This window comes from Bradyrhizobium sp. 215_C5_N1_1 (assembly GCF_052075935.1).
GTDB lineage: Bacteria > Pseudomonadota > Alphaproteobacteria > Rhizobiales > Xanthobacteraceae > Bradyrhizobium > Bradyrhizobium barranii.
On the sequence record NZ_CP197228.1, the window covers coordinates 3,316,505 to 3,334,001 of the forward strand.

The 17,497-nt window shown below is 65.0% G+C and carries 15 protein-coding genes; 8 read left to right on the top strand and 7 right to left on the bottom strand.

Annotated features, from left to right (window positions below; all coding sequences use genetic code 11):
- Window positions 1-69: 69 nt before the first annotated feature.
- Window positions 70-1,977 carry an acyl-CoA synthetase gene (locus AB7G19_RS15565; RefSeq protein WP_354130325.1) on the top strand — a complete coding sequence of 636 codons (1,908 nt, stop codon included), beginning with the start codon at window positions 70-72 and terminating at the stop codon, window positions 1,975-1,977.
- A 71-nt stretch (window positions 1,978-2,048) separates the two neighbouring features.
- Entirely contained in the window at window positions 2,049-3,374 is a 1,326-nt protein-coding gene (locus tag AB7G19_RS15570) for an LVIVD repeat-containing protein (protein WP_166342495.1), read from the top strand.
- A gap of 69 nt (window positions 3,375-3,443) precedes the next feature.
- On the opposite strand, the gene AB7G19_RS15575 is transcribed toward AB7G19_RS15570, so the two are convergent.
- Window positions 3,444-4,805, bottom strand: coding sequence for an ABC transporter substrate-binding protein (locus AB7G19_RS15575; RefSeq protein WP_071912426.1), 1,362 nt, complete (start codon window positions 4,803-4,805; stop codon window positions 3,444-3,446).
- 201 nt (window positions 4,806-5,006) lie between these two features.
- Between AB7G19_RS15575 and AB7G19_RS15580 the strand changes: the two genes are divergently transcribed.
- Window positions 5,007-6,860, top strand: a complete 1,854-nt coding sequence (locus tag AB7G19_RS15580) for an ATP-binding protein (RefSeq protein WP_166353247.1) — start codon at window positions 5,007-5,009, stop codon at window positions 6,858-6,860.
- 66 nt (window positions 6,861-6,926) lie between these two features.
- Here the strand turns inward: AB7G19_RS15580 and AB7G19_RS15585 are convergent, their stop codons facing one another.
- Both AB7G19_RS15585 and purB read right to left on the bottom strand, forming a co-directional pair.
- On the bottom strand, window positions 6,927-8,099 hold the full coding sequence (locus tag AB7G19_RS15585; RefSeq protein WP_085404318.1) for a M20 aminoacylase family protein: 1,173 nt from the start codon (window positions 8,097-8,099) through the stop codon (window positions 6,927-6,929).
- 118 nt (window positions 8,100-8,217) lie between these two features.
- Entirely contained in the window at window positions 8,218-9,525 is a 1,308-nt protein-coding gene (purB, locus tag AB7G19_RS15590) for an adenylosuccinate lyase (protein WP_014494164.1), read from the bottom strand.
- Between the two features lie 565 nt (window positions 9,526-10,090).
- Here purB and AB7G19_RS15595 point away from each other — a divergent pair.
- The gene (locus tag AB7G19_RS15595) at window positions 10,091-10,678 is read left to right on the top strand and encodes a TetR family transcriptional regulator (protein WP_028158450.1); all 588 of its coding nucleotides are present in this window, start codon (window positions 10,091-10,093) and stop codon (window positions 10,676-10,678) included.
- A gap of 36 nt (window positions 10,679-10,714) precedes the next feature.
- On the opposite strand, the gene AB7G19_RS15600 is transcribed toward AB7G19_RS15595, so the two are convergent.
- From AB7G19_RS15600 to AB7G19_RS15615, 4 genes are all read right to left on the bottom strand, one after another.
- Window positions 10,715-11,005 (bottom strand): hypothetical protein, encoded by a 291-nt coding sequence (locus AB7G19_RS15600; protein WP_166342494.1) that lies wholly within the window; start codon window positions 11,003-11,005, stop codon window positions 10,715-10,717.
- A gap of 102 nt (window positions 11,006-11,107) precedes the next feature.
- On the bottom strand, window positions 11,108-12,139 hold the full coding sequence (locus AB7G19_RS15605; RefSeq protein WP_354125875.1) for an MBL fold metallo-hydrolase: 1,032 nt from the start codon (window positions 12,137-12,139) through the stop codon (window positions 11,108-11,110).
- Window positions 12,140-12,356: 217 nt separating this feature from the next.
- Window positions 12,357-13,007 carry a response regulator gene (locus tag AB7G19_RS15610; protein WP_014494168.1) on the bottom strand — a complete coding sequence of 217 codons (651 nt, stop codon included), beginning with the start codon at window positions 13,005-13,007 and terminating at the stop codon, window positions 12,357-12,359.
- A gap of 7 nt (window positions 13,008-13,014) precedes the next feature.
- On the bottom strand, window positions 13,015-14,385 hold the full coding sequence (locus AB7G19_RS15615) for a sensor histidine kinase (RefSeq protein ID WP_166342493.1): 1,371 nt from the start codon (window positions 14,383-14,385) through the stop codon (window positions 13,015-13,017).
- A 200-nt stretch (window positions 14,386-14,585) separates the two neighbouring features.
- Here AB7G19_RS15615 and AB7G19_RS15620 point away from each other — a divergent pair, with 200 nt between their 5' ends.
- The 4 genes from AB7G19_RS15620 to AB7G19_RS15635 all read left to right on the top strand — a co-directional run bounded on the left by AB7G19_RS15620 (window position 14,586) and on the right by AB7G19_RS15635 (window position 17,495).
- Window positions 14,586-15,356: a MotA/TolQ/ExbB proton channel family protein gene (locus tag AB7G19_RS15620; RefSeq protein ID WP_166342492.1), complete on the top strand. Its 771-nt coding sequence runs from the start codon at window positions 14,586-14,588 to the stop codon at window positions 15,354-15,356.
- A complete protein-coding gene (locus tag AB7G19_RS15625) occupies window positions 15,353-16,039 on the top strand; it encodes a hypothetical protein (protein WP_028147462.1) in 687 nt (228 codons plus the stop codon). The genes AB7G19_RS15620 and AB7G19_RS15625 overlap by 4 nt, the downstream gene beginning before the upstream one ends.
- Window positions 16,032-16,637, top strand: coding sequence for a hypothetical protein (locus AB7G19_RS15630; protein WP_028147461.1), 606 nt, complete (start codon window positions 16,032-16,034; stop codon window positions 16,635-16,637). Before AB7G19_RS15625 ends, AB7G19_RS15630 begins: the two co-directional genes overlap by 8 nt.
- Before the next feature lie 117 nt (window positions 16,638-16,754).
- A complete protein-coding gene (locus AB7G19_RS15635) occupies window positions 16,755-17,495 on the top strand; it encodes a metallophosphoesterase family protein (RefSeq protein WP_063982396.1) in 741 nt (246 codons plus the stop codon).
- The last annotated feature ends 2 nt before the right edge of the window (window positions 17,496-17,497 follow it).

Below are 17,497 nucleotides of genomic sequence, written 5' to 3' on the forward strand. Positions count from 1 at the left end.
GAGGCCTCGCCGACCAAAATGTCAAAAGACAGGGGGCGGGGAAATGCATCTGAGGGAGGACGGAATTCCATGGCGGGCATCCACGCGCTCGATCGGTTCATCGGCAACGACTATCCGGACTTCGCGACGGACGCAGAGGTCCGGGCCTTCGAGCAGGTCCCTTACGCCGATCGCGTCGCGGCCGAGAGCACCTATGACGCCATCAGGCTCGGTGCGGCGCGCAACCCCGACGGTGCGGCGATCCAGTTCCTGCAAAACGCCGATCCGGCCGATACGCCTGTGATGGTCACCTATCGCGATTTCGTCGCGCGCGTCACGCAGGCCGCCAACATGTTTCACGCGCTCGGCGTCGAGAAGGGCGATGTCGTCAGCTTCATGCTGCCGCTGGTGCCCGACGCCTTCGTGACGCTGTTCGGCGCCGAGGCCGCGGGCATCGCCAATCCCGCCAATCCGCTGCTCGAGCCGCACCAGATCGCGGAGATCCTTGAGGCCGCGAATACCAAGGTTCTGGTTGCGCTCGGGCCGATGCCGGGCACCGACATCTGGCAAAAGGTCGAGCAGATCCGTCCGCAGCTCAAACACCTCAAGGCGGTCGTGCAGGTGTTCGGGGGAGGCGATCCGGACAAGGGCATCTTCGCCTTCAACGACCTGATCAAGCAGCAGCCGTCCGACCGGCTTATCAGCGGGCGCAAGATTCTGGGTGGCGACATCGCCGCCTATTTCCACACCGGCGGCACCACCGGCACGCCGAAGCTTGTGCGGCACACCCACGCCAATCAGGTCTATCAGGCCTGGGCGCTCAATCTGCTGCTGAAGTCGAAGCCCGGCGCCAACATGCTGTTCGGCATGCCGCTATTCCACGTCGGGGGATCGCTGACGCAGGTGTTGCTGACGCTGTCCGCCGGCGGCTCATTGGTCGTGCTGTCGCCGAGCGGCTGGCGCAACCCGAATTCGGTGAAGAACATCTGGGGGCTGGTGGAGCGCTTCAAGCCGGAGGCGCTGTCGAGCGTGCCGACGGTGCTGGCGGCCACGCTTGCGGTGCCGCCAGGCAATGCGGACATCTCCAGCCTGAAATATGCCGCCGGCGGCGGCTCGGCGATTCCCGTCGCCGTCGGCTCGGCGATCCAGGAGAAGCTGAAGCTGCCGGTGGTCGAGGTCTACGGCATGACCGAGACCTCGAGCGTGCACACGCTTGCTTATCCCAGCCGGCCGATCCGGCTCGGCTCGGTCGGCCTTCCCATGCCTTACGCGCGCGTGCGCATCGTGCAGCTCGATGCTGACGGCCGCCTGATCCGCGACTGCGCAGCCGACGAGATTGGCGTCGTCATCATGGCCGGGCCCGGCGTGTTCGGCGGCTATCTCAACGACGAGCACAACAAGGGCGCGTTCGTCGACGATGTCTGGGTCAACTCCGGCGACCTCGGACGTCTCGATGCCGACGGCTACCTCTGGATCACCGGCCGCGCCAAGGATCTCGTGATCCGCGGCGGCCACAATATCGATCCGGCGCCGATCGAAGAGATCATGTTTCGCCATCCCGCCGTCGGCTTCGCCGCCGTGGTTGGCCAGCCCGACGCCTATGCGGGTGAGCTGCCGGTCGGTTACGTGCAACTGAAGCCGGGCGCGACCATTCAGCCGGGCGAGCTCGAGTCCTGGGTGCGCGAGCGGACGCCGGAGCGCGCCGCCGTTCCGGTACAGGTCATTCCGATCGACCCGATGCCGGTGACGGGCGTCGGCAAGGTGTTCAAGCCGCAGCTGCGCTGGGACGCCGCGCAGCGCGTGTTCGCCAAGGTGCTGTCGCCGCTCACTGAGCGCGGCATCGATTGCAGGGTGAAGGTCGGCGCCCACGGCAGTCACGGCTCGATCGCCACTGTGACGCTCGCGGGCCTGCCGGCAGACCAGCGCGAACTCGTCGCTGGTGAGGTGCACACGCTGCTCGATCCGTTCGTGATGCGGCACGAGGTGGTGCAGGCGTAGGTAAGGGCACGCGAGGCTTGCGCGCCTCGCCGCGAGCGCGCATCATCCTCTCAAAAAATGGGGGGAAGCCGATGCCTGAACTCTCTCGCCGCCATTACCTTCAACAATTGTCGGCCGTGTTCGGATCCGCTGCGCTGTCCGGATTGTCACGGCCGGCATGGGCGTCAGAGCCGGACATTCCGCCGGAGGGCATCGGCAAGGGCATCAAGCATATCTCGTACAGCGATGTCGGCGGCCGGCCCGACACCGTGCAGGTGATGTTCAACCGGCAGCACGTCTATGTCGGACACATGTTCAGCGACGGCGTGACGATCCTGGACGCATCCGATCCGCGCGCACTGAAACCGGTCAATTTCTTCACTGCCGGGCAATACACCCGCACCCACCATCTGCAGGTGGCGGAAGACCTGCTGCTGCTTGCGAACGGCGCCAACATCGTCGCGATGCAGTCCTACGACAGCATGCGCGGCTATTTCGAGAATTCGCTCGCCGACAGCATCACCAAGGCCAAGAAATTCCGCTCCGGCCTGTCGATCCACGACATCTCGAAACCGGGCGAGATGCGCGAGGTCGCGTTCCTCGAAATGCCGGGCTTCGGCATCAACCGGCTGTGGTGGCCCGGCGGCCGCTATGCCTATGTGTCGGCGCATTTCGACGGCTTCACCGACCACATCCTTTGCGTGGTCGATCTCAAGGCCATCACCAAGCCGGAGATCGTCGCGAAATGGTGGCTGCCGGGCATGAACCGCGCGGCCGGCGAGCTGGCGACGCCCAAGGGCAAGCGCTTTGCGCTGCATCACATGATCACGGCGGGCGATCGCGGCTATGCCGCCTGGCGCGACGGCGGCTTCACCATCCACGACATCGGCGATCCCGCCAATCCGAAGCTGCTCTCGCACATCAACTGGTCGCCGCCCTTCGCCGGCGGCACGCATACGCCGCTGCCGCTGCCCAAGCGTCAGCTCGCCATCGTCGCGGATGAAGCCAATGCGGATCAATGCGCCAAGGGCCTGTTTCATACATTCGTGCTTGACGTGCGCGCGCCGCAAAATCCGGTGCCGATCGCGACGCTGCCGACGCCACGCGATCGCGACTTCTGTGCGAAGGGCACCTTCGGTCCGCATAATCTGCATGAGAACCGCCCCGGCTCCTTCCAGAGCGAGGAGACGATTTTCGCGACCTACAACAATGCCGGCGTCAGGGTGTTTGACGTCACGGATCAGTTTGCGCCGAAGGAGATCGCGTATTGGGTGCCGCCGGTACCGAAGAAGCTGATCGATCCCCGGCCGAACGTCGCGCTCGCAGCCAAGACCTGCGATTCCTATGTCCGGCCCGACGGGCTGATGTTCGTGTCGGACTGGAATGCCGGAATGCACGTGCTGCAATATCAGGGGTAATCGCCGCGCAGCGGGAGTCGGCGACTTGTCCGCCGTGGCCACCTCTTCCGATCGGGTGATGCCTCGCCGCTACCCGCGGATCGCTGCATTGGCCCTTTCGGCCGCGCCCGTCATCGCATCCTTGGCCGATTTCGCACCGTTGACCACTTCATTCACGCCGATCATGAAGGCGTCCAGGATCAGTCTTGATTGCGGATGGAAAAGAATCGCCTTGGCGCGGTCGACGTCGGCATTCTGCAAATTGATCAGCGCCGCCTCGGCGGCCTGCGAACCGAACGCCTTCCTGAAGCCCTCGCTCGACCAGGCCGACACGCGTGTCGTCGCCAGCCCTGCTGCAGCAGTCTGCAGCGAGGTCGCCTTGCTCGTCGCCCAGAGCAGGAACAGGAAAGCCGCGCGCTTGTTTCGCGATTTGGAATTGATGCACGCCTGCCAGTGCGACATGAAGGGGACGGGGCCGCGACCGGCGAGATGCGGAAAGGTTGCAAACCCGGCCTGCTTCGCGACACGGCTTTTCGCTGGATTGGAAATGTCGGTCGCGAAGTTGCTGCTGTCGATCGCCATGGCCGTCCGCCCCTGCAGGAAGTCGTCCAGCACGTGGTACCATTCGTAGCTGCCGACGCCGGCAGGCCCGGCCTGACCGAGCAACTGTCCGTACATCTCGACGGCCGCGATCCCCTCAGGGCTCGCGAAAACGACCCTGTTGTGCTCGACCATGGCTCCACCGTAGGAGAACAGGAAGCCCATGGCTGGCGGGGAGGAATTGCCGCTCGCCTGGGCCCGCATCGCGATCCCCGACATCCCGTTGCTCTTGACCGCCTTGGCGGTGACAAGCAGCTCGTCGAAAGTCTGGGGTACCGGCTGGTCCTTGGCTGCCAGCGCATCGCTGTTGATGAACAGGGTCGTCGCCTCTGAGGTAATCGGGACCGCGTACCGTTCGCCGTCCGACCACAGCGGGAAGGCGCGGGCCGTCTTGAGCAGGTCGCTCTCGTCATACCAGGCGGGGTCGGTCAGCGACTTCATGGAATAATAGCCGTTCAGTGGCTCCACCCATCCGTTCGTGATGCCCTGGCCATAGGTCGTGAACATGAAGACGTCGGGCGTGCTACTGCCGCGAGCGAGCCTGATCGGCAGCGCGCCGAGGTAGGTGGTTTCCAGCTGGAAATCGATGGTGACGTTGATGCCGGTGAGGATGGTGAACTCCGGCAACAGCGGCGCGATCGCGTTCGACCACGGATGGATCGCACCCGAAAGTGCGATCGTCTGTCCCGCAAATTGCTTCCAGTCGATCGCGGCGTTGGCGTTAGCCGCAGCGGAATCCTCGGCAAAGCCCCATCGCGGCAGCGCGGTCAGGCCCGCGCCAGCCGCCCCCAGTCCCTTGATGAAACTGCGGCGGCTCGCCGGATGGCTCAATGAGTTTTCACCCTGTGCCATGATGATGCTCCTTGAATCAACCAAGGGCATTCATCCATAGCACACGCACGGTGCCGCAGTCCTGCGACATCACGGCCCGACCTCTGGCGTATCCGATGAATGTCGGGTTCCCGACCTCCTTATCCGTGCTATTGTCCCATCATGCTCTGGCGTCGGCACCAGAACACGCGCGGTCACACGAGCATCGAAGACCCACGGCCAATGTCCGTTCCTGTTCGGGCCCTGCCTCTGCGATGGTTTGCTCGTCCGCTGATCCTTGCGGTCGCAGTGCTTGTGACCCTGTTTGCCGCGACCAGCTTCCTCGGCCTGCAATATTGGCAGGAGCGGCAAGCAGCTCATCACTTCATCGAGCATAGCCGCCAGGTCCTCGAAACGCTTGATCGGCTGCGGGCGATCGTCGCGGAACTGGAGACTGAAAGGCGCGGGTATCTCATGACCCTCGACCCCGCCTATCTCAAGGCCTACGGCGTCTCTGACGAAAGCGTACGGCGCGAGGCTCAGGCGCTGCAGATGTTGGTGGCGGATGATCCGTTGCAGGGCCTTCGGGCCGGACATCTGGCGCTGACCGTTACAGCCACGCTGCGCGAGATCGACGAGCTGCTGAAGACGGCCGGCACGTCCGGGCTGGCCGCGCTGGCAATGATCCGCAGCATGGACGAGATCCGCTCGCAAATCGACCAGATGGTGGATCACGAGCGCTTTCGGCTCGCCGGCCGGGAGGCGCGCGCAGAAGCATTCGAGCAACGCTGGACCTGGCTGATCGCCGGCGCCGTTGTCCTCGTCGTCGCGCTGGCCGCAGCGGCGCTGGCGCTCGCGCGGCTCGAAGCGAAACGGCGGCGGGAGGCGACCGAGGAGAACATCCAGCTCCAGAGTGATCTTGCAGCACGGGATATCAAGATCAGGCGCCTGTTCGATGCCAACATCATCGGCATCATCATCTGGGAAGTCGAGGGGCGCATTCTCGAGGCCAACGATGCCTTCCTGCGCATCGTGGGATACGACCGGGAAGATCTCGCCGCAGGGCGCCTGCATCGGACCGACCTCACGCCGCCGGAATGGCGCGACCGCGACTTGCAGACCGTGACGGAACTGAAGCGGGTCGGGACGGCCCAGCCATTCGAGAAGGAGTATGTGCGGAAGGACGGAAGCCGCGTTCCGGTGCTGATCGGTGGGACCATGTTCGGAGAAGGTACGGATCATGGCGTCGGCTTCGTCCTCGATCTGACGGCTCTCAAGCGGGCGGAAGCCGAAGGCCGCGAACACGAGCGGCGCTACCGTGAAGCGCTGATGGAGCTCGCGCACGCCAATCGCGTCACCACGATGGGACAGCTAACCGCTTCGATCGCCCATGAAGTCAATCAGCCGATCGCCGCGATCGTGGCGAACGCCGAGGCCGGGCTGAATTGGCTGGAGGCGCGACCGCCAAACCTGGAGCGGGTTCGACAGACCCTCGACTGGATCACCGGTGATGGTATGCGAGCCGGCGACATCATCGGCCGGATCCGGGCGCTCATCAGGAACGCGCCCCCGCAAAAAGAGACCCTGGAGATCAACCCGGCGGTGCTTGAGGTCATCGCGCTGACACGCAGCGAAGCGTTCAAGAACGGCGTCTCGGTGCGAATGCAATTTGCGGAGGGCTTGCCGCCGATTCAGGCCGACCGGGTTCAAGTTCAGCAAGTGGTGCTCAACCTGATCGTCAACGCGATCGAGGCGATGGCCGCGGTCGGCGAGGGGGGACGGGAGTTGCTGATCAGCACCGGTCGGGATGCATCCGACGGCGTCCACGTCACCTTGCGGGATTCCGGTCCGGGGCTGGATCCGAAGAACGTGGATCGCCTGTTCGAAGCCTTCTACACCACCAAGCCCACAGGCATGGGGATGGGTCTCGCCATCTGCCGCTCGATCATCGAGGCGCATGGCGGGCGGATGTGGGCCGGCGCAAACGAGCCGCGGGGCGCCTTCTTTCAGTTCACCCTGCCTCTCGCCTCAGACGAGACCGCATCCAGCCCGCTGGAGACGGAAGAGCCAACGGGGCAACGCTCTGCGGCTCGATGACGGGCTCCGCGTTGCGTGGCCCTTTGGCGGCAATGTCGCCCGGGCCACGGCTGCCGCGAAGCGACGCTAGCCCGCCGGCATCCGCGTCTCCACCAGGCGCGCCCAGTAGGAGGCGCCGTGGCCGAGGATGTTGTCGTTGAAGACATAGGCCGGGTGGTGGCACTCGTTGCCGTCGCCCATGCCGACCAGGATCATCGCGCCGGGACGCGCTTCCAGCATGAACGAGAAGTCCTCGGCGCCCATCATCGGGATGAACTTGTCGTTGACGCGCTCGGCACCGACGATGTCGCGGGCGACGTCGGCGGCAAGGCCGGCCTCGCGCGCATGGTTCATCGTCACCGGATACATCCGCGTGTACTTGGTCTCGGCCGAGCCGCCATAGGCGCGGGCGACGCTTTCGGCGACCTCGCCGATGCGGCGCTCGACGAGATCGCGCACTTCAGGATCGAGCGTGCGGACGGTGCCGCCGAGCTCGGCGACTTCAGGGATGATGTTGAAGGCCGTGCCGGAGTGGAATTGCGTGATCGAAATGACGGCGGACTTCAGCGGATCGACGTTGCGCGCGACGATCGACTGCAGCGCGTTGACGATCTGCGAGCCGATCAGCACGCTGTCGACGGATTTGTGCGGACCGGCGCCGGCGTGGCCGCCCTTGCCGTGGACGGTGATCTGGATGTTGTCGGAGGAGGCCAGCATCGCGCCGGGCGTGGTCGCGAAATGGCCCTCGGGCAGGCCCGGCATGTTGTGCATGCCGTAGACCTCCTGGATGTTCCAGCGCGTCATCAAGCCGTCCTCGACCATCGCCTTGCCGCCGCCGCCGCCTTCCTCCGCAGGCTGGAAGATCATGATCGCGGTGCCGTCGAAATTGCGCGTCTCGGCGAGATATTTGGCGGCACCGAGCAGCATGGCGGTGTGGCCGTCATGGCCGCAGGCGTGCATCTTGCCGGGAACCTTGGAGGCGTAGGCGACGCCCGACGTCTCCATGATCGGCAGCGCGTCCATGTCGGCACGCAGCCCGATGGTCTTGCCGGAGGCCGACTTGCGGCCGCGGATCACGCCGACGACACCGGTCCGGCCGATGCCCGTCACCACCTCGTCGCAGCCGAATTCGCGCAAGCGATCGGCGACGATGCCGGCGGTGCGATGGACCTCGTAGAGCAGCTCCGGGTTCTCATGGAAGTCATGGCGCCAGGCGGCCATTTCGTCGGAGAGGGCGGCAACGCGGTTGACGATGGGCATGAGGGGATCCGTTTCTTGTTCGTGGGGTAGGTTAGCGTAGCGTAACCCACCGCCGTGTCACGAGGAATGGTGGGTGATGCCTGCGGCTAACCACCCGGCAGTTTCTACGGACGCGCGCTCAGCTCTCGCCGAACACGCGCTTGAAGATCGTGTCGACATGCTTGAGGTGATAGCCGAGGTCGAACTGCTCCTCGATCTCGGCGTCGGTGAGATACTTCTTCACTTCAGTGTCCTTCTTCAGGAGCTGGAGGAAGTCGCCTTCGCCGCGCCAGACCGGCATCGCGTTGCGCTGCACCAGCTTGTAGGCATCCTCGCGGCTTGCGCCCTTCTGGGTCAGCGCCAGCAGCACGCGCTGCGAATGCACGAGGCCGCCGAGGCGGTCGAGGTTCTTCTGCATGTTGGCGGGATACACCAGCAGCTTGTCGATCAGGCCGGCGAGGCGCACCAGCGCAAAGTCGAGCGTCACGGTGGCATCCGGGCCCATCATGCGCTCTGCGGAGGAGTGCGAGATGTCGCGCTCGTGCCAGAGCACGACGTTTTCCAGGGCCGGCGTCACATAGGCGCGGACCATGCGGGAGAGGCCGGTGAGGTTTTCCGACAGCACCGGGTTGCGCTTGTGCGGCATCGCGGACGAGCCCTTCTGCCCTTCGGAGAAGAACTCTTCGGCCTCCAGCACCTCGGTGCGCTGCATGTGGCGGATCTCCACGGCAATGCGCTCGACCGAGGAGGCGATCACGCCAAGCGTCGAGAAATACATCGCATGGCGGTCGCGCGGGATGACCTGAGTGGAGATCGGCTCGGGGACGAGGCCCATCGCCTTGGCGACGTGCTCTTCGACGCGCGGGTCGATCTGGGCGAAGGTGCCGACGGCGCCGGAGATGGCGCAGGTCGCGACTTCCTTGCGCGCCGCGATCAGGCGCTCCTTGGCGCGCGAGAATTCGGCATAGGCATAAGCGAGCTTGAGGCCGAAGGTCACAGGCTCGGCGTGGATGCCGTGGCTGCGGCCGATAGTCGGCGTCATCTTGTGCTCGAAGGCACGCTTCTTCAGCGCGGCCAGCACCTTGTCGAGATCGGCGAGCAGGAGGTCGGCGGCGCGGGTGAGCTGGACGTTGAGGCAGGTGTCGAGCACGTCGGAGGAGGTCATGCCCTGGTGCACGAAGCGCGCTTCGGGGCCGACGATTTCGGCAAGGTGGGTCAGGAAGGCGATGACGTCGTGCTTGGTCTCGCGCTCGATCTCATCGATGCGGGCGACGTCGAAAGTGGCGTCCTTGGCCTTGGCCCAGACCGTCTTCGCGGCCTCCTTGGGGATCGTTCCGAGCTCGGCGAGAGCGTCCGCCGCGTGCGCCTCGATCTCGAACCAGATCTTGAACCGGGTCTGCGGCTCCCAGATCGAGGCCATTTCCGGGCGGGTATAGCGGGGGATCATCAGACTGCTCCAGGAAGGTGGGCGGGCGGCCCAAGGGGGCGGCGACCGGCCAAAATGCTTTTTACGCCGTGATTTAGCAGAGCGGGCAGGGCGAAACAAACGATCTGGACCCCAGGCGAGGGGGATCGGCGAGCTATCCACCGCCCCTGGACCAGCCCAAGCTGAGGAGACGCCGCCCACAAAAGTTAACTGTCAATCACGGATCATTGACTGACAGATATTGAAATCTGTCATCGGGACGTGTATATCCGTTCTCGGACGCTCCGATTGGGCGTCCCGCGGCGACCCGCCCGGGGAGCCCGAGGTCCGAAACAGTTGCGGATCGCGGGACATAAGGAGGTTGGGACCGCGGACGAATGGAGACTTAAGAGAATGACGACCGAAATCATCAACTTCACCGGAACGATTGGGCATTGGCTCAATTTACTGGTTGCGCGCCAGATCGCGGCGCAGGCTGCAAAACTGCCTCATTAAGGCGAGAGCTTTCCGAAACGACCGGCACGGGCGCTTCGGAAGCAGCTCCATCGCCGGGTAACTGAGCCCTCAACGGGAACATGGTGCTGGCATGAATGAAGCCGTGATCTTGACGCCGGAGCGGATCCTCGAAGTCACCGAGGACGTTCTGCGGCGCTACGGACTTGCCAAGGCCACCGTGGTTGACGTTGCCCGTGCGCTCGATGTGAGCCACGGCAGCGTCTATCGCCATTTCCCGAGCAAGGCCTCGCTGCGCGAGGCCGTCGCCAAACGCTGGCTGGATCGCATCGACGCGCCGTTGCTGGCGATCGCCGAGGAGCAGGGGCCGGCGCCGGCCCGACTCGACCGCTGGCTGCGCACGCTGTTCGCCGCCAAGCGCTCGCGCGTGCTCGACGATCCCGAGATGTTCGACACCTATCTGACGCTGGCGCGCGAGGCTTGCGCCGCCGTCAAGTGCCACAAGGACACCATGATCGACCAGATCGCGTCGATCCTGACCGACGGCGTGAAGCAGGGCGTGTTCGAGGTGGGCGACGTCAAGGCCACCGCCCGCGCCATCTTCGATGCCACCGTCCGCTTCCACCACCCGGCACATGCCGACGAGTGGAAGGACGCCGATCTGCCCGCTCGTGTCGATGCGACCCTGGCGCTGGTGCTGCGCGGGTTGAAGGCGGCCTAGACCGACACGGTCCCGCCAAAGCGTGTAACTGTCGATTCAGCCTTTCGCCTTGTGCAAAAGGGCCTCCTCGCGAAGGGCAGGCGAGTGGGTCGATTGCCTTCCGTTGGAGGATGGGACAACCGGCGGGCTCTCCGGATATGTGTTCACCGCGATTTCGACGGCGTCCTTCGACCGCTTCCGAATGCGGTAGAATGTAAGCTCCTGATCGAGTGCGGGGCAGCGGAAGTGGACGACGGCCGTATCCGGCAAGCGGCAGAGTTCGTCGATGAGCTCGCCCACGGTGAGGAGCGGAGGATCGACGACCGTTCGGTGCATGGCCTTACTCATGGCGCAACTCCTTCACTCTGCTGCTAACCAAAGCGCGACGGTGTCGGTTCCATTCCGCTCGCCTCAAGCGCTGGATAAAGGCGCGAACTGTGCGCCGCCGCGCTAGAGCGCGGATCCCGACCGCAGGCCGCGCGACCGTAAGATGCCGAACGGGTCTTCACGCCCGGCCAGTTTCCGATATGTCGCAAGGTCGTCGAGCGTCGGACCTTCTCCCCGTCGGACATTCCCACTCGTTCCAACCGGAATCGACGTGCCGAGGCCGGCATAGAGATAGCTGTCGCCGAACGCCTTCTTGAGCGCGGCAAAAGTCGGCTCACCGGTGCAATGTCCCGGTGCTACGGCGTCGACCTTGAACCTGTCCTTCAGAGCGGTAACGACTTTCGCGATTGCCTCGTCAGGCGCCACGACCAGATGAAATCCGCCGGCGATGAGATGAATCCTGGGATTGATACCGGTCGCCGCTTCGACAATGCGCTCGATCCCGGGGTGCGAACAACCGACCAGAAGGACTACGCCTTCTGCGGTGTTGACGGCCAGAGACAGCTCCTTGAGTTCTCGTGTCCCGGGCGCGTCGGAGATCAGCGAAATCAGTGTGATCCCAGGAGCAATCTCGGTCGTTTGATCGATCAGTTCGAAGTTTGCGTTGGCCCATGCCGAGCCGAACTTCATCACCGCTGGGGGCTTGCCTCCGTAGTACCGCATCTCCGGTGGCAGGGCCTCGTCTTTCCGGAAGAAGCCGGAAGGCAGCGAAGAGCCGTAGATGCCAAATCCTTCCTTCGGCGCGTAGATCTTGACGGTCGGATTGACGCTCAGGACGTAGGACAAGCCCGCCATATGATCGGAGTGGCGGTGCGAAAGAACGACAAAGTCGAGGTCCGAGAGGTTGACGCCCCTGGCCTTCACGTTTGCCGCGAAGATCTCGGGGTCGTTACCCGTGTCGAACAGGATGCGTTTTCCCGCGACTTCGACAAGGGCGGAAAAACCCCAGTCCTTTGTCATCGCGTCATTTGTGCCGAAGGCGTCATAAAGAATGGTGATCTGGTCTTTCGCCTCGGCTGCTGTGCTCTCGGTGGTTCCGGTCGCGACAACGTTGAAGGCGATCAGTGCGGCAAGAAGACTGTCCCTGATGTTCATGGAAGCGTCTCCTGTTGTCATGCAAAACATACAACGGGAACGAGCGCGGCTTCGAAAGAGCCGGGAGGCTCGCGTCAAGATCGGAGCCCAACAGACACCCACCGGCGGTCTCGCGCGGATGCCGTGGCTGCGATCGAGCCTAGCACAATCCGAGAGCGACTGGAGACCTTCGTTGGGGCGGCCGGCCGGAACCGGATAGGCGTCCAGCCGCGAAGCCCTAGATCCTCGTCAGCCCGCAGCTCGCTGCCAGCCGCACCAGTTGCGCGTCGGTGCGCGCGCCGGTCTTGGTCTTAATCAAATAGTGATAGTTCTGCACCGTCTTGACACTGAGATTGAGATGCGCAGCAATCTGCTCGGTCGTAGCGCCGCCGGCGAATTGGCGCAGGATCTCGATCTCGCGCTCACCCAGTTGGTCCAGCGCCGAGCCCGCCGACAGGCTGTCCTCGGCCAAAATGTGCGCGATGTCGTCGCTCATGGCGCGCTCGCCGCGCGCAACGCTGCGGATCGCGGTGACGACCGCGGAGGGTTCGCTGCTCTTGGTGACGAATCCGCTGGCTCCGGCGCTGAAGGCGGCTTTCACCAGCACGGCCTCGTTGTGCATCGTGAAGACGAGGATGCGCGCCCGCGGGCTGCGCGCGCGGATGTTGCGGATCGCCTCCAGCCCGCTCGCGCCGGGCATCGAGATATCCAGCAGGACGACATCAGGGTCGTGCGCCTTGAAGGCGCCGTAGGCGTCGGCCGCGTTGTCGGCTTCCGCCACGACATGGAGATCGCCCTGGCTCTCCAGCACGCGCCGGTAGCCTTGCCGCACGATCGGATGATCGTCGACCAGCAGCACGGAGATGCCTGTTGCCGCAACATCGCTCATGTCGGCCTCATGCGGCGAGCGGGATGGTGGCGGCGACGCTGAGGCCTCCTCGCGCAGGCAGGATCGAGAGCGATCCGCCGGCCGCCGCGACCCGCTCGCGGATGCCGGTGAGGCCGAAGCCGGCCGACTGCGCCACGCGCGCGGCGTCGCCGCCGCCGTCGTCCTCGACACGGATCAGCAACGCGTCGTCGTCACCGGCGCGCCGCTCGATGCGCAAGGAGATTTCGCGCGCCGAGCTGTGGCGCAGTGCGTTGGTCAGGCATTCCTGCGCCACGCGATAGGCGGTGGTGGCGGCCGGGCCGCTGATGTCGGTGAGGTCGCCCCTGAGGTCGAGCCGGATGGTCGGCTGGGCAGCGCTTTGCGAGCGCCAGCTGTCCACCAAATTGACCAAGCTGGCCTCGAGCCCAAGCTCCTCGGGCAGGGGATTGCGCAGGCGTTTGAGCGCATCGCGCAACGAGGCCATCAGATGATGGGTGGCCTGCGAGATCATGCGCGCGTCCTGCGCGATTGCGTTATCCTTGCTCTCCTTCGCGCTTGCGGTCTCGATCGTGTTGGCGAAGGCGAGGATGGCGGAGAGATTTTGGCCGAACTCGTCGTGCAGCTCGCGGGCGAGCGCGCGGCGTTCGTCGTCACGGATCTCGATCAGCCGCCTTGTCAGCGCCGCGCGCTGTTCGGTGGCTTCCTCGAGCCGGCCGCCGAGCTCGCCGACGGCGCTGCCGATCATCGCCAGCTCCATGGAGCGGAAGCGCGGCAGTTTCGTGCGATACTGGCCCCGCGCCATGCGCTGGAGCGCGGCGACGATGGTGCGCGCCGGCGCCAGCGCGTGCGCGATGGCGAGCGACGCCAAGAGCGCGATCGCCGCCGCCATCAGAAGCGCGACGTCGACCACGTTGAGGAGATACTCCCAGGCAAGCGAGATGGCCGCTGCGGCATCCGGCGTCGCGACGACCGTTCCGGCGGCTGCCGCGCGGGGACTGACGGGCCTTATCACTTCGGCGTGGCTGCCGAGGAAGATGGGTACGATCGCGGTGAACCAGTGCGGCGGCGTCTTGCCTAGCCCCACGCTCTGGCCGCAGAGCGGCCGTTCGAATGCGATGGCCGGCTGGAACTCGACGCAGACGCCGGGCGAGATCAGCTTCATCGTCTCCAGGGTGCGCCACTCCGGAACCGGCAAGAGCTGCTCGCGCGTTCTGCTGCTGCGCAACAAGAACTCGTGCCAGTACAGCGCCTGAAGTGCCTGCGCGACCCGCTGCGCCGAGGCCGCGGTCGCCCGGTCGACGCTGCGATAGGCGTCGAACGTGGCCCAGACGGTCGCCGCGCCAAGGCAGAGCGCGACAATGAGAAGCAGACGGGCGACAAGCTGAAGCACGAGGCGCATGCGATCACCCTCAACGTTTGGTAAGGTCAGCCTAACAACGCCGCCGCGCCTTGCCAATTGCGGGGTTTGGGCCGGATTGCAGCTCGGGCAAATTTCCCAAGCCGGATTGGGCATGGCTCTTTGGACCGCGCGCGGCGGCTTTGATCTAATCGGGGTGGAATCGTTGCAGGCCAATCCCTGCAAGCCAGGAGCAGTGCAGCATGAGTTCGATGACGATTGGACCGATCGCGGGGTCTGCTGCCGACCCATCCGAGCGCAGTGCGCTGCTGTTCTGGATGATCTTCACCGGGCTGTCGATCTTCGCCGTCGTGCTGCTGTGGCGCTTCGGCCTGATCCGTCTGATGCTGAGCTCGGACCGCACTTACATTTCCAGCGTGATCGCGCTGCTCTATGTCGTCACCTGCGGCCACTGCTTCCTGCGGACGCGGGCGATCGCCCGTGAAGGCGCGGCGGCGCGGCGCTGCCGGGCGGTGCTCGCGGCGCCCGGGGGCAGCAAGGTGCTCGACGGCAGCGCGGCCGCGCTGCCACGCGGGCTGGTGCGGGACCATATCGAGAGCCTCGTGACGAAAGCGTCCGCGCAGGACTACCGGGCGGTCGACCAGACGCTGCTGCTGCGGACGCTGGCCGACCGGCTGCGCGGCTCCAACGGGTTCGGTGCCTTCGTCTCGGACACGCTGATGAAGCTCGGCCTGCTCGGCACCATCATCGGCTTCATCATCATGCTGGCGCCGATCGCGGGGCTGGACGCCGCCGACAAGGTCGCGATGCGTTCCTCGATGGGGCTGATGAGCGACGGCATGGCGGTCGCGATGTACACGACGCTGGCGGGCCTCGTCGGCTCGATCCTGGTGCGCATCCAGTATTACATGCTGGATGCCGCGACCCAGCGCGTGTTCTCGGACGCGGTGGTGCTGACCGAGACCTATGTGACGCCGGTGCTGGAGCGCAAAGGCGCTGGAACCGCGTCATGATGGATGACTTTGGTCTCTATCCACGCGAGGAGCCGTTCGATCCGCTGGGCGTGATGCTGTTCAAGGCGCTCCAGGTGATCGCTTTCCTGTTCTTCCTCGCGCTCCTCGCGGTGTCGCCCGATGCCAAGGACGGCAAGATCGATTCCAAGGCCGAGTTCATGATCACGCTGGACTGGCCGGACAGCCATCCAGACGATCTCGACCTGTTCGTGCAGGATCCCGCCGGCAACATCGCCTGGTATCGCCACCGCGAAGCCGGCTTCCTCACGCTCGATCGCGACGACCGCGGCGGGGCCAACGACTTCATCATGGTCAACGGCAAGAAGATCGCCTCGCCGATCCGCGAGGAGATCGTCACGGTGCGCGGCATCCTCGCCGGCGAATACACCGTCAATGTCTCACATTTCGTGGCGACGACCGGCGAACCGGTCCAGGCCAATGTGAAGGTGCAGAAGCTCAATCCGACCGCGCAGGTGGTCTTCGACAACAAATTCACGCTCGATCACACCGGCGACGAGAAGACCGCGGTGCGGTTCCGGCTCGATGCGGAGGGAAAGGTCGTCAATGTGGACCAGCGGCCGAAATCGCTGCTGGAGACGTTCCGCAGCAGTTGGCGCAACGGCGCCGATCTCGACCCGAGGACCGGTGTGAGCAAGAACGCTGTGAGGGTGCGCCGTGACTAGCCTGCAGACGGTCATCCTCACGCTGTCGGTCGCCTACGCCGTCATCGGCGCGTTGTTGCTTGTCGTGCTGGTCTATGCGCGGCTGCACTGGTCGTTGAAGGCCGTCGCGGTGGTCGTGACCAGCGCCTTCTATGTCGTCAGCTTCACCGAGATGCGCGGGCTGCTGGGCTGGGCCAGTTCCGAACGGCTGCCGGCGACCTTCAAGCTGCTGAAGGCCCGCATCGTCGAGCCGCATTCGCTGGAAGGCGATCCCGGCTCGATCTATCTCTGGGTCGAGCAGCTGGATGACGACAATCGCCCGAGCGGCATCCCGCGCGCCTTTCGTGTGCCCTACAATGACAGGCTGGCCGACAAGACCCATGCGGCGGAGAACGAGATCGCGCTGGGACATCCGCAAGGCGGCCGCGCCGCCGATTTCGGCGGCGGCGATGGCAGTCTGATCGACATGGTCCGGGAATATGTGACGCCCAAGACCATTCTGGAGACCAGCGGCGGTGATTCCTCGACCGGCGAATTCCTGGCACCACCCGCCGGCGCGCAAGGCGCGGTGTTCACCCCGATTCCGCCGCCCCGGATGCCGCCGAAGGACGAGCAATAGGCTCTTCACCATCGCGACAGGGGCACGCTGGAAAACGGACCCGCACTGGCGCATCTTCTTGACGTCCCTCAATTTGGCCTTATCGGCTTCCGATAAGGCCTTTGGGGTGGAGGGTGCGTGCTTCTCGCTGTCTTCTCGGATATCCACGGCAACCGGCAGGCGTTCGAGGCCTGCCTGAAGGTTGCCCGCGCGAAGGGCGCGGAGCGGTTCGTCCTGCTCGGCGATTTCGTCGGCTATGGCGCCGATCCGGAATGGGTCGTGGATACCGTGATGGGTCTGGTCCGGGAGGGCGCCATCGCCGTCCGCGGCAATCATGACGAGGCGGTCAACACCACGACCGAAGCCATGAATGCGGAGGCGCAGATCGCGATCGAATGGACGCGCGGGCGGCTCGACGTCGCGCAGCGGCGGTTCCTCGCCGAGCTGCCGATGCTGGTGGATGAGAAGGAGCGCCTTTACGTCCACTCGGAGGCCTCGAGCCCGCAGCGCTGGCACTATGTCCGTTCGACGGCGGATGCCGCCAAGAGCCTGATATCGACGCCCGCCCATGTCACCTTCTGCGGCCACATCCATCGCCCGGCGCTCTATTCGATGTCGGTGACGGCGAAGATGACGGGCCTCGTGCCCAAGACCGACGTTTCCGTGCCGCTGCTGCGCGGGCGGCAATGGCTGGCCGTGCTCGGCTCGGTGGGCCAGCCTCGCGATGGCGATCCATCCGCAGCCTTCGTGCTGTTCGACACCGTGTCGTGCCAGATCACCTATTGCCGCGCGCCCTATGATATCGCGAGCGCGGCGAACAAGATTCGCGAAAACGGCCTGCCGCCCTGGCTCGCCGACCGGCTGTCGCAGGGACGCTGACG

What these genes read in the sequence shown, in the direction of transcription:
- AB7G19_RS15565 (WP_354130325.1), top strand. Translation starts at nt 70, where the DNA reads ATGGCGGGCATCCACGCGCTCGATCGGTTCATCGGCAACGACTATCCG.
- AB7G19_RS15570 (WP_166342495.1), top strand. Translation starts at nt 2,049, where the DNA reads ATGCCTGAACTCTCTCGCCGCCATTACCTTCAACAATTGTCGGCCGTG.
- AB7G19_RS15575 (WP_071912426.1), bottom strand. Translation starts at nt 4,805, where the DNA reads ATGGCACAGGGTGAAAACTCATTGAGCCATCCGGCGAGCCGCCGCAGT.
- AB7G19_RS15580 (WP_166353247.1), top strand. Translation starts at nt 5,007, where the DNA reads ATGTCCGTTCCTGTTCGGGCCCTGCCTCTGCGATGGTTTGCTCGTCCG.
- AB7G19_RS15585 (WP_085404318.1), bottom strand. Translation starts at nt 8,099, where the DNA reads ATGCCCATCGTCAACCGCGTTGCCGCCCTCTCCGACGAAATGGCCGCC.
- purB (WP_014494164.1), bottom strand. Translation starts at nt 9,525, where the DNA reads ATGATCCCCCGCTATACCCGCCCGGAAATGGCCTCGATCTGGGAGCCG.
- AB7G19_RS15595 (WP_028158450.1), top strand. Translation starts at nt 10,091, where the DNA reads ATGAATGAAGCCGTGATCTTGACGCCGGAGCGGATCCTCGAAGTCACC.
- AB7G19_RS15600 (WP_166342494.1), bottom strand. Translation starts at nt 11,005, where the DNA reads ATGAGTAAGGCCATGCACCGAACGGTCGTCGATCCTCCGCTCCTCACC.
- AB7G19_RS15605 (WP_354125875.1), bottom strand. Translation starts at nt 12,139, where the DNA reads ATGAACATCAGGGACAGTCTTCTTGCCGCACTGATCGCCTTCAACGTT.
- AB7G19_RS15610 (WP_014494168.1), bottom strand. Translation starts at nt 13,007, where the DNA reads ATGAGCGATGTTGCGGCAACAGGCATCTCCGTGCTGCTGGTCGACGAT.
- AB7G19_RS15615 (WP_166342493.1), bottom strand. Translation starts at nt 14,385, where the DNA reads ATGCGCCTCGTGCTTCAGCTTGTCGCCCGTCTGCTTCTCATTGTCGCG.
- AB7G19_RS15620 (WP_166342492.1), top strand. Translation starts at nt 14,586, where the DNA reads ATGAGTTCGATGACGATTGGACCGATCGCGGGGTCTGCTGCCGACCCA.
- AB7G19_RS15625 (WP_028147462.1), top strand. Translation starts at nt 15,353, where the DNA reads ATGATGGATGACTTTGGTCTCTATCCACGCGAGGAGCCGTTCGATCCG.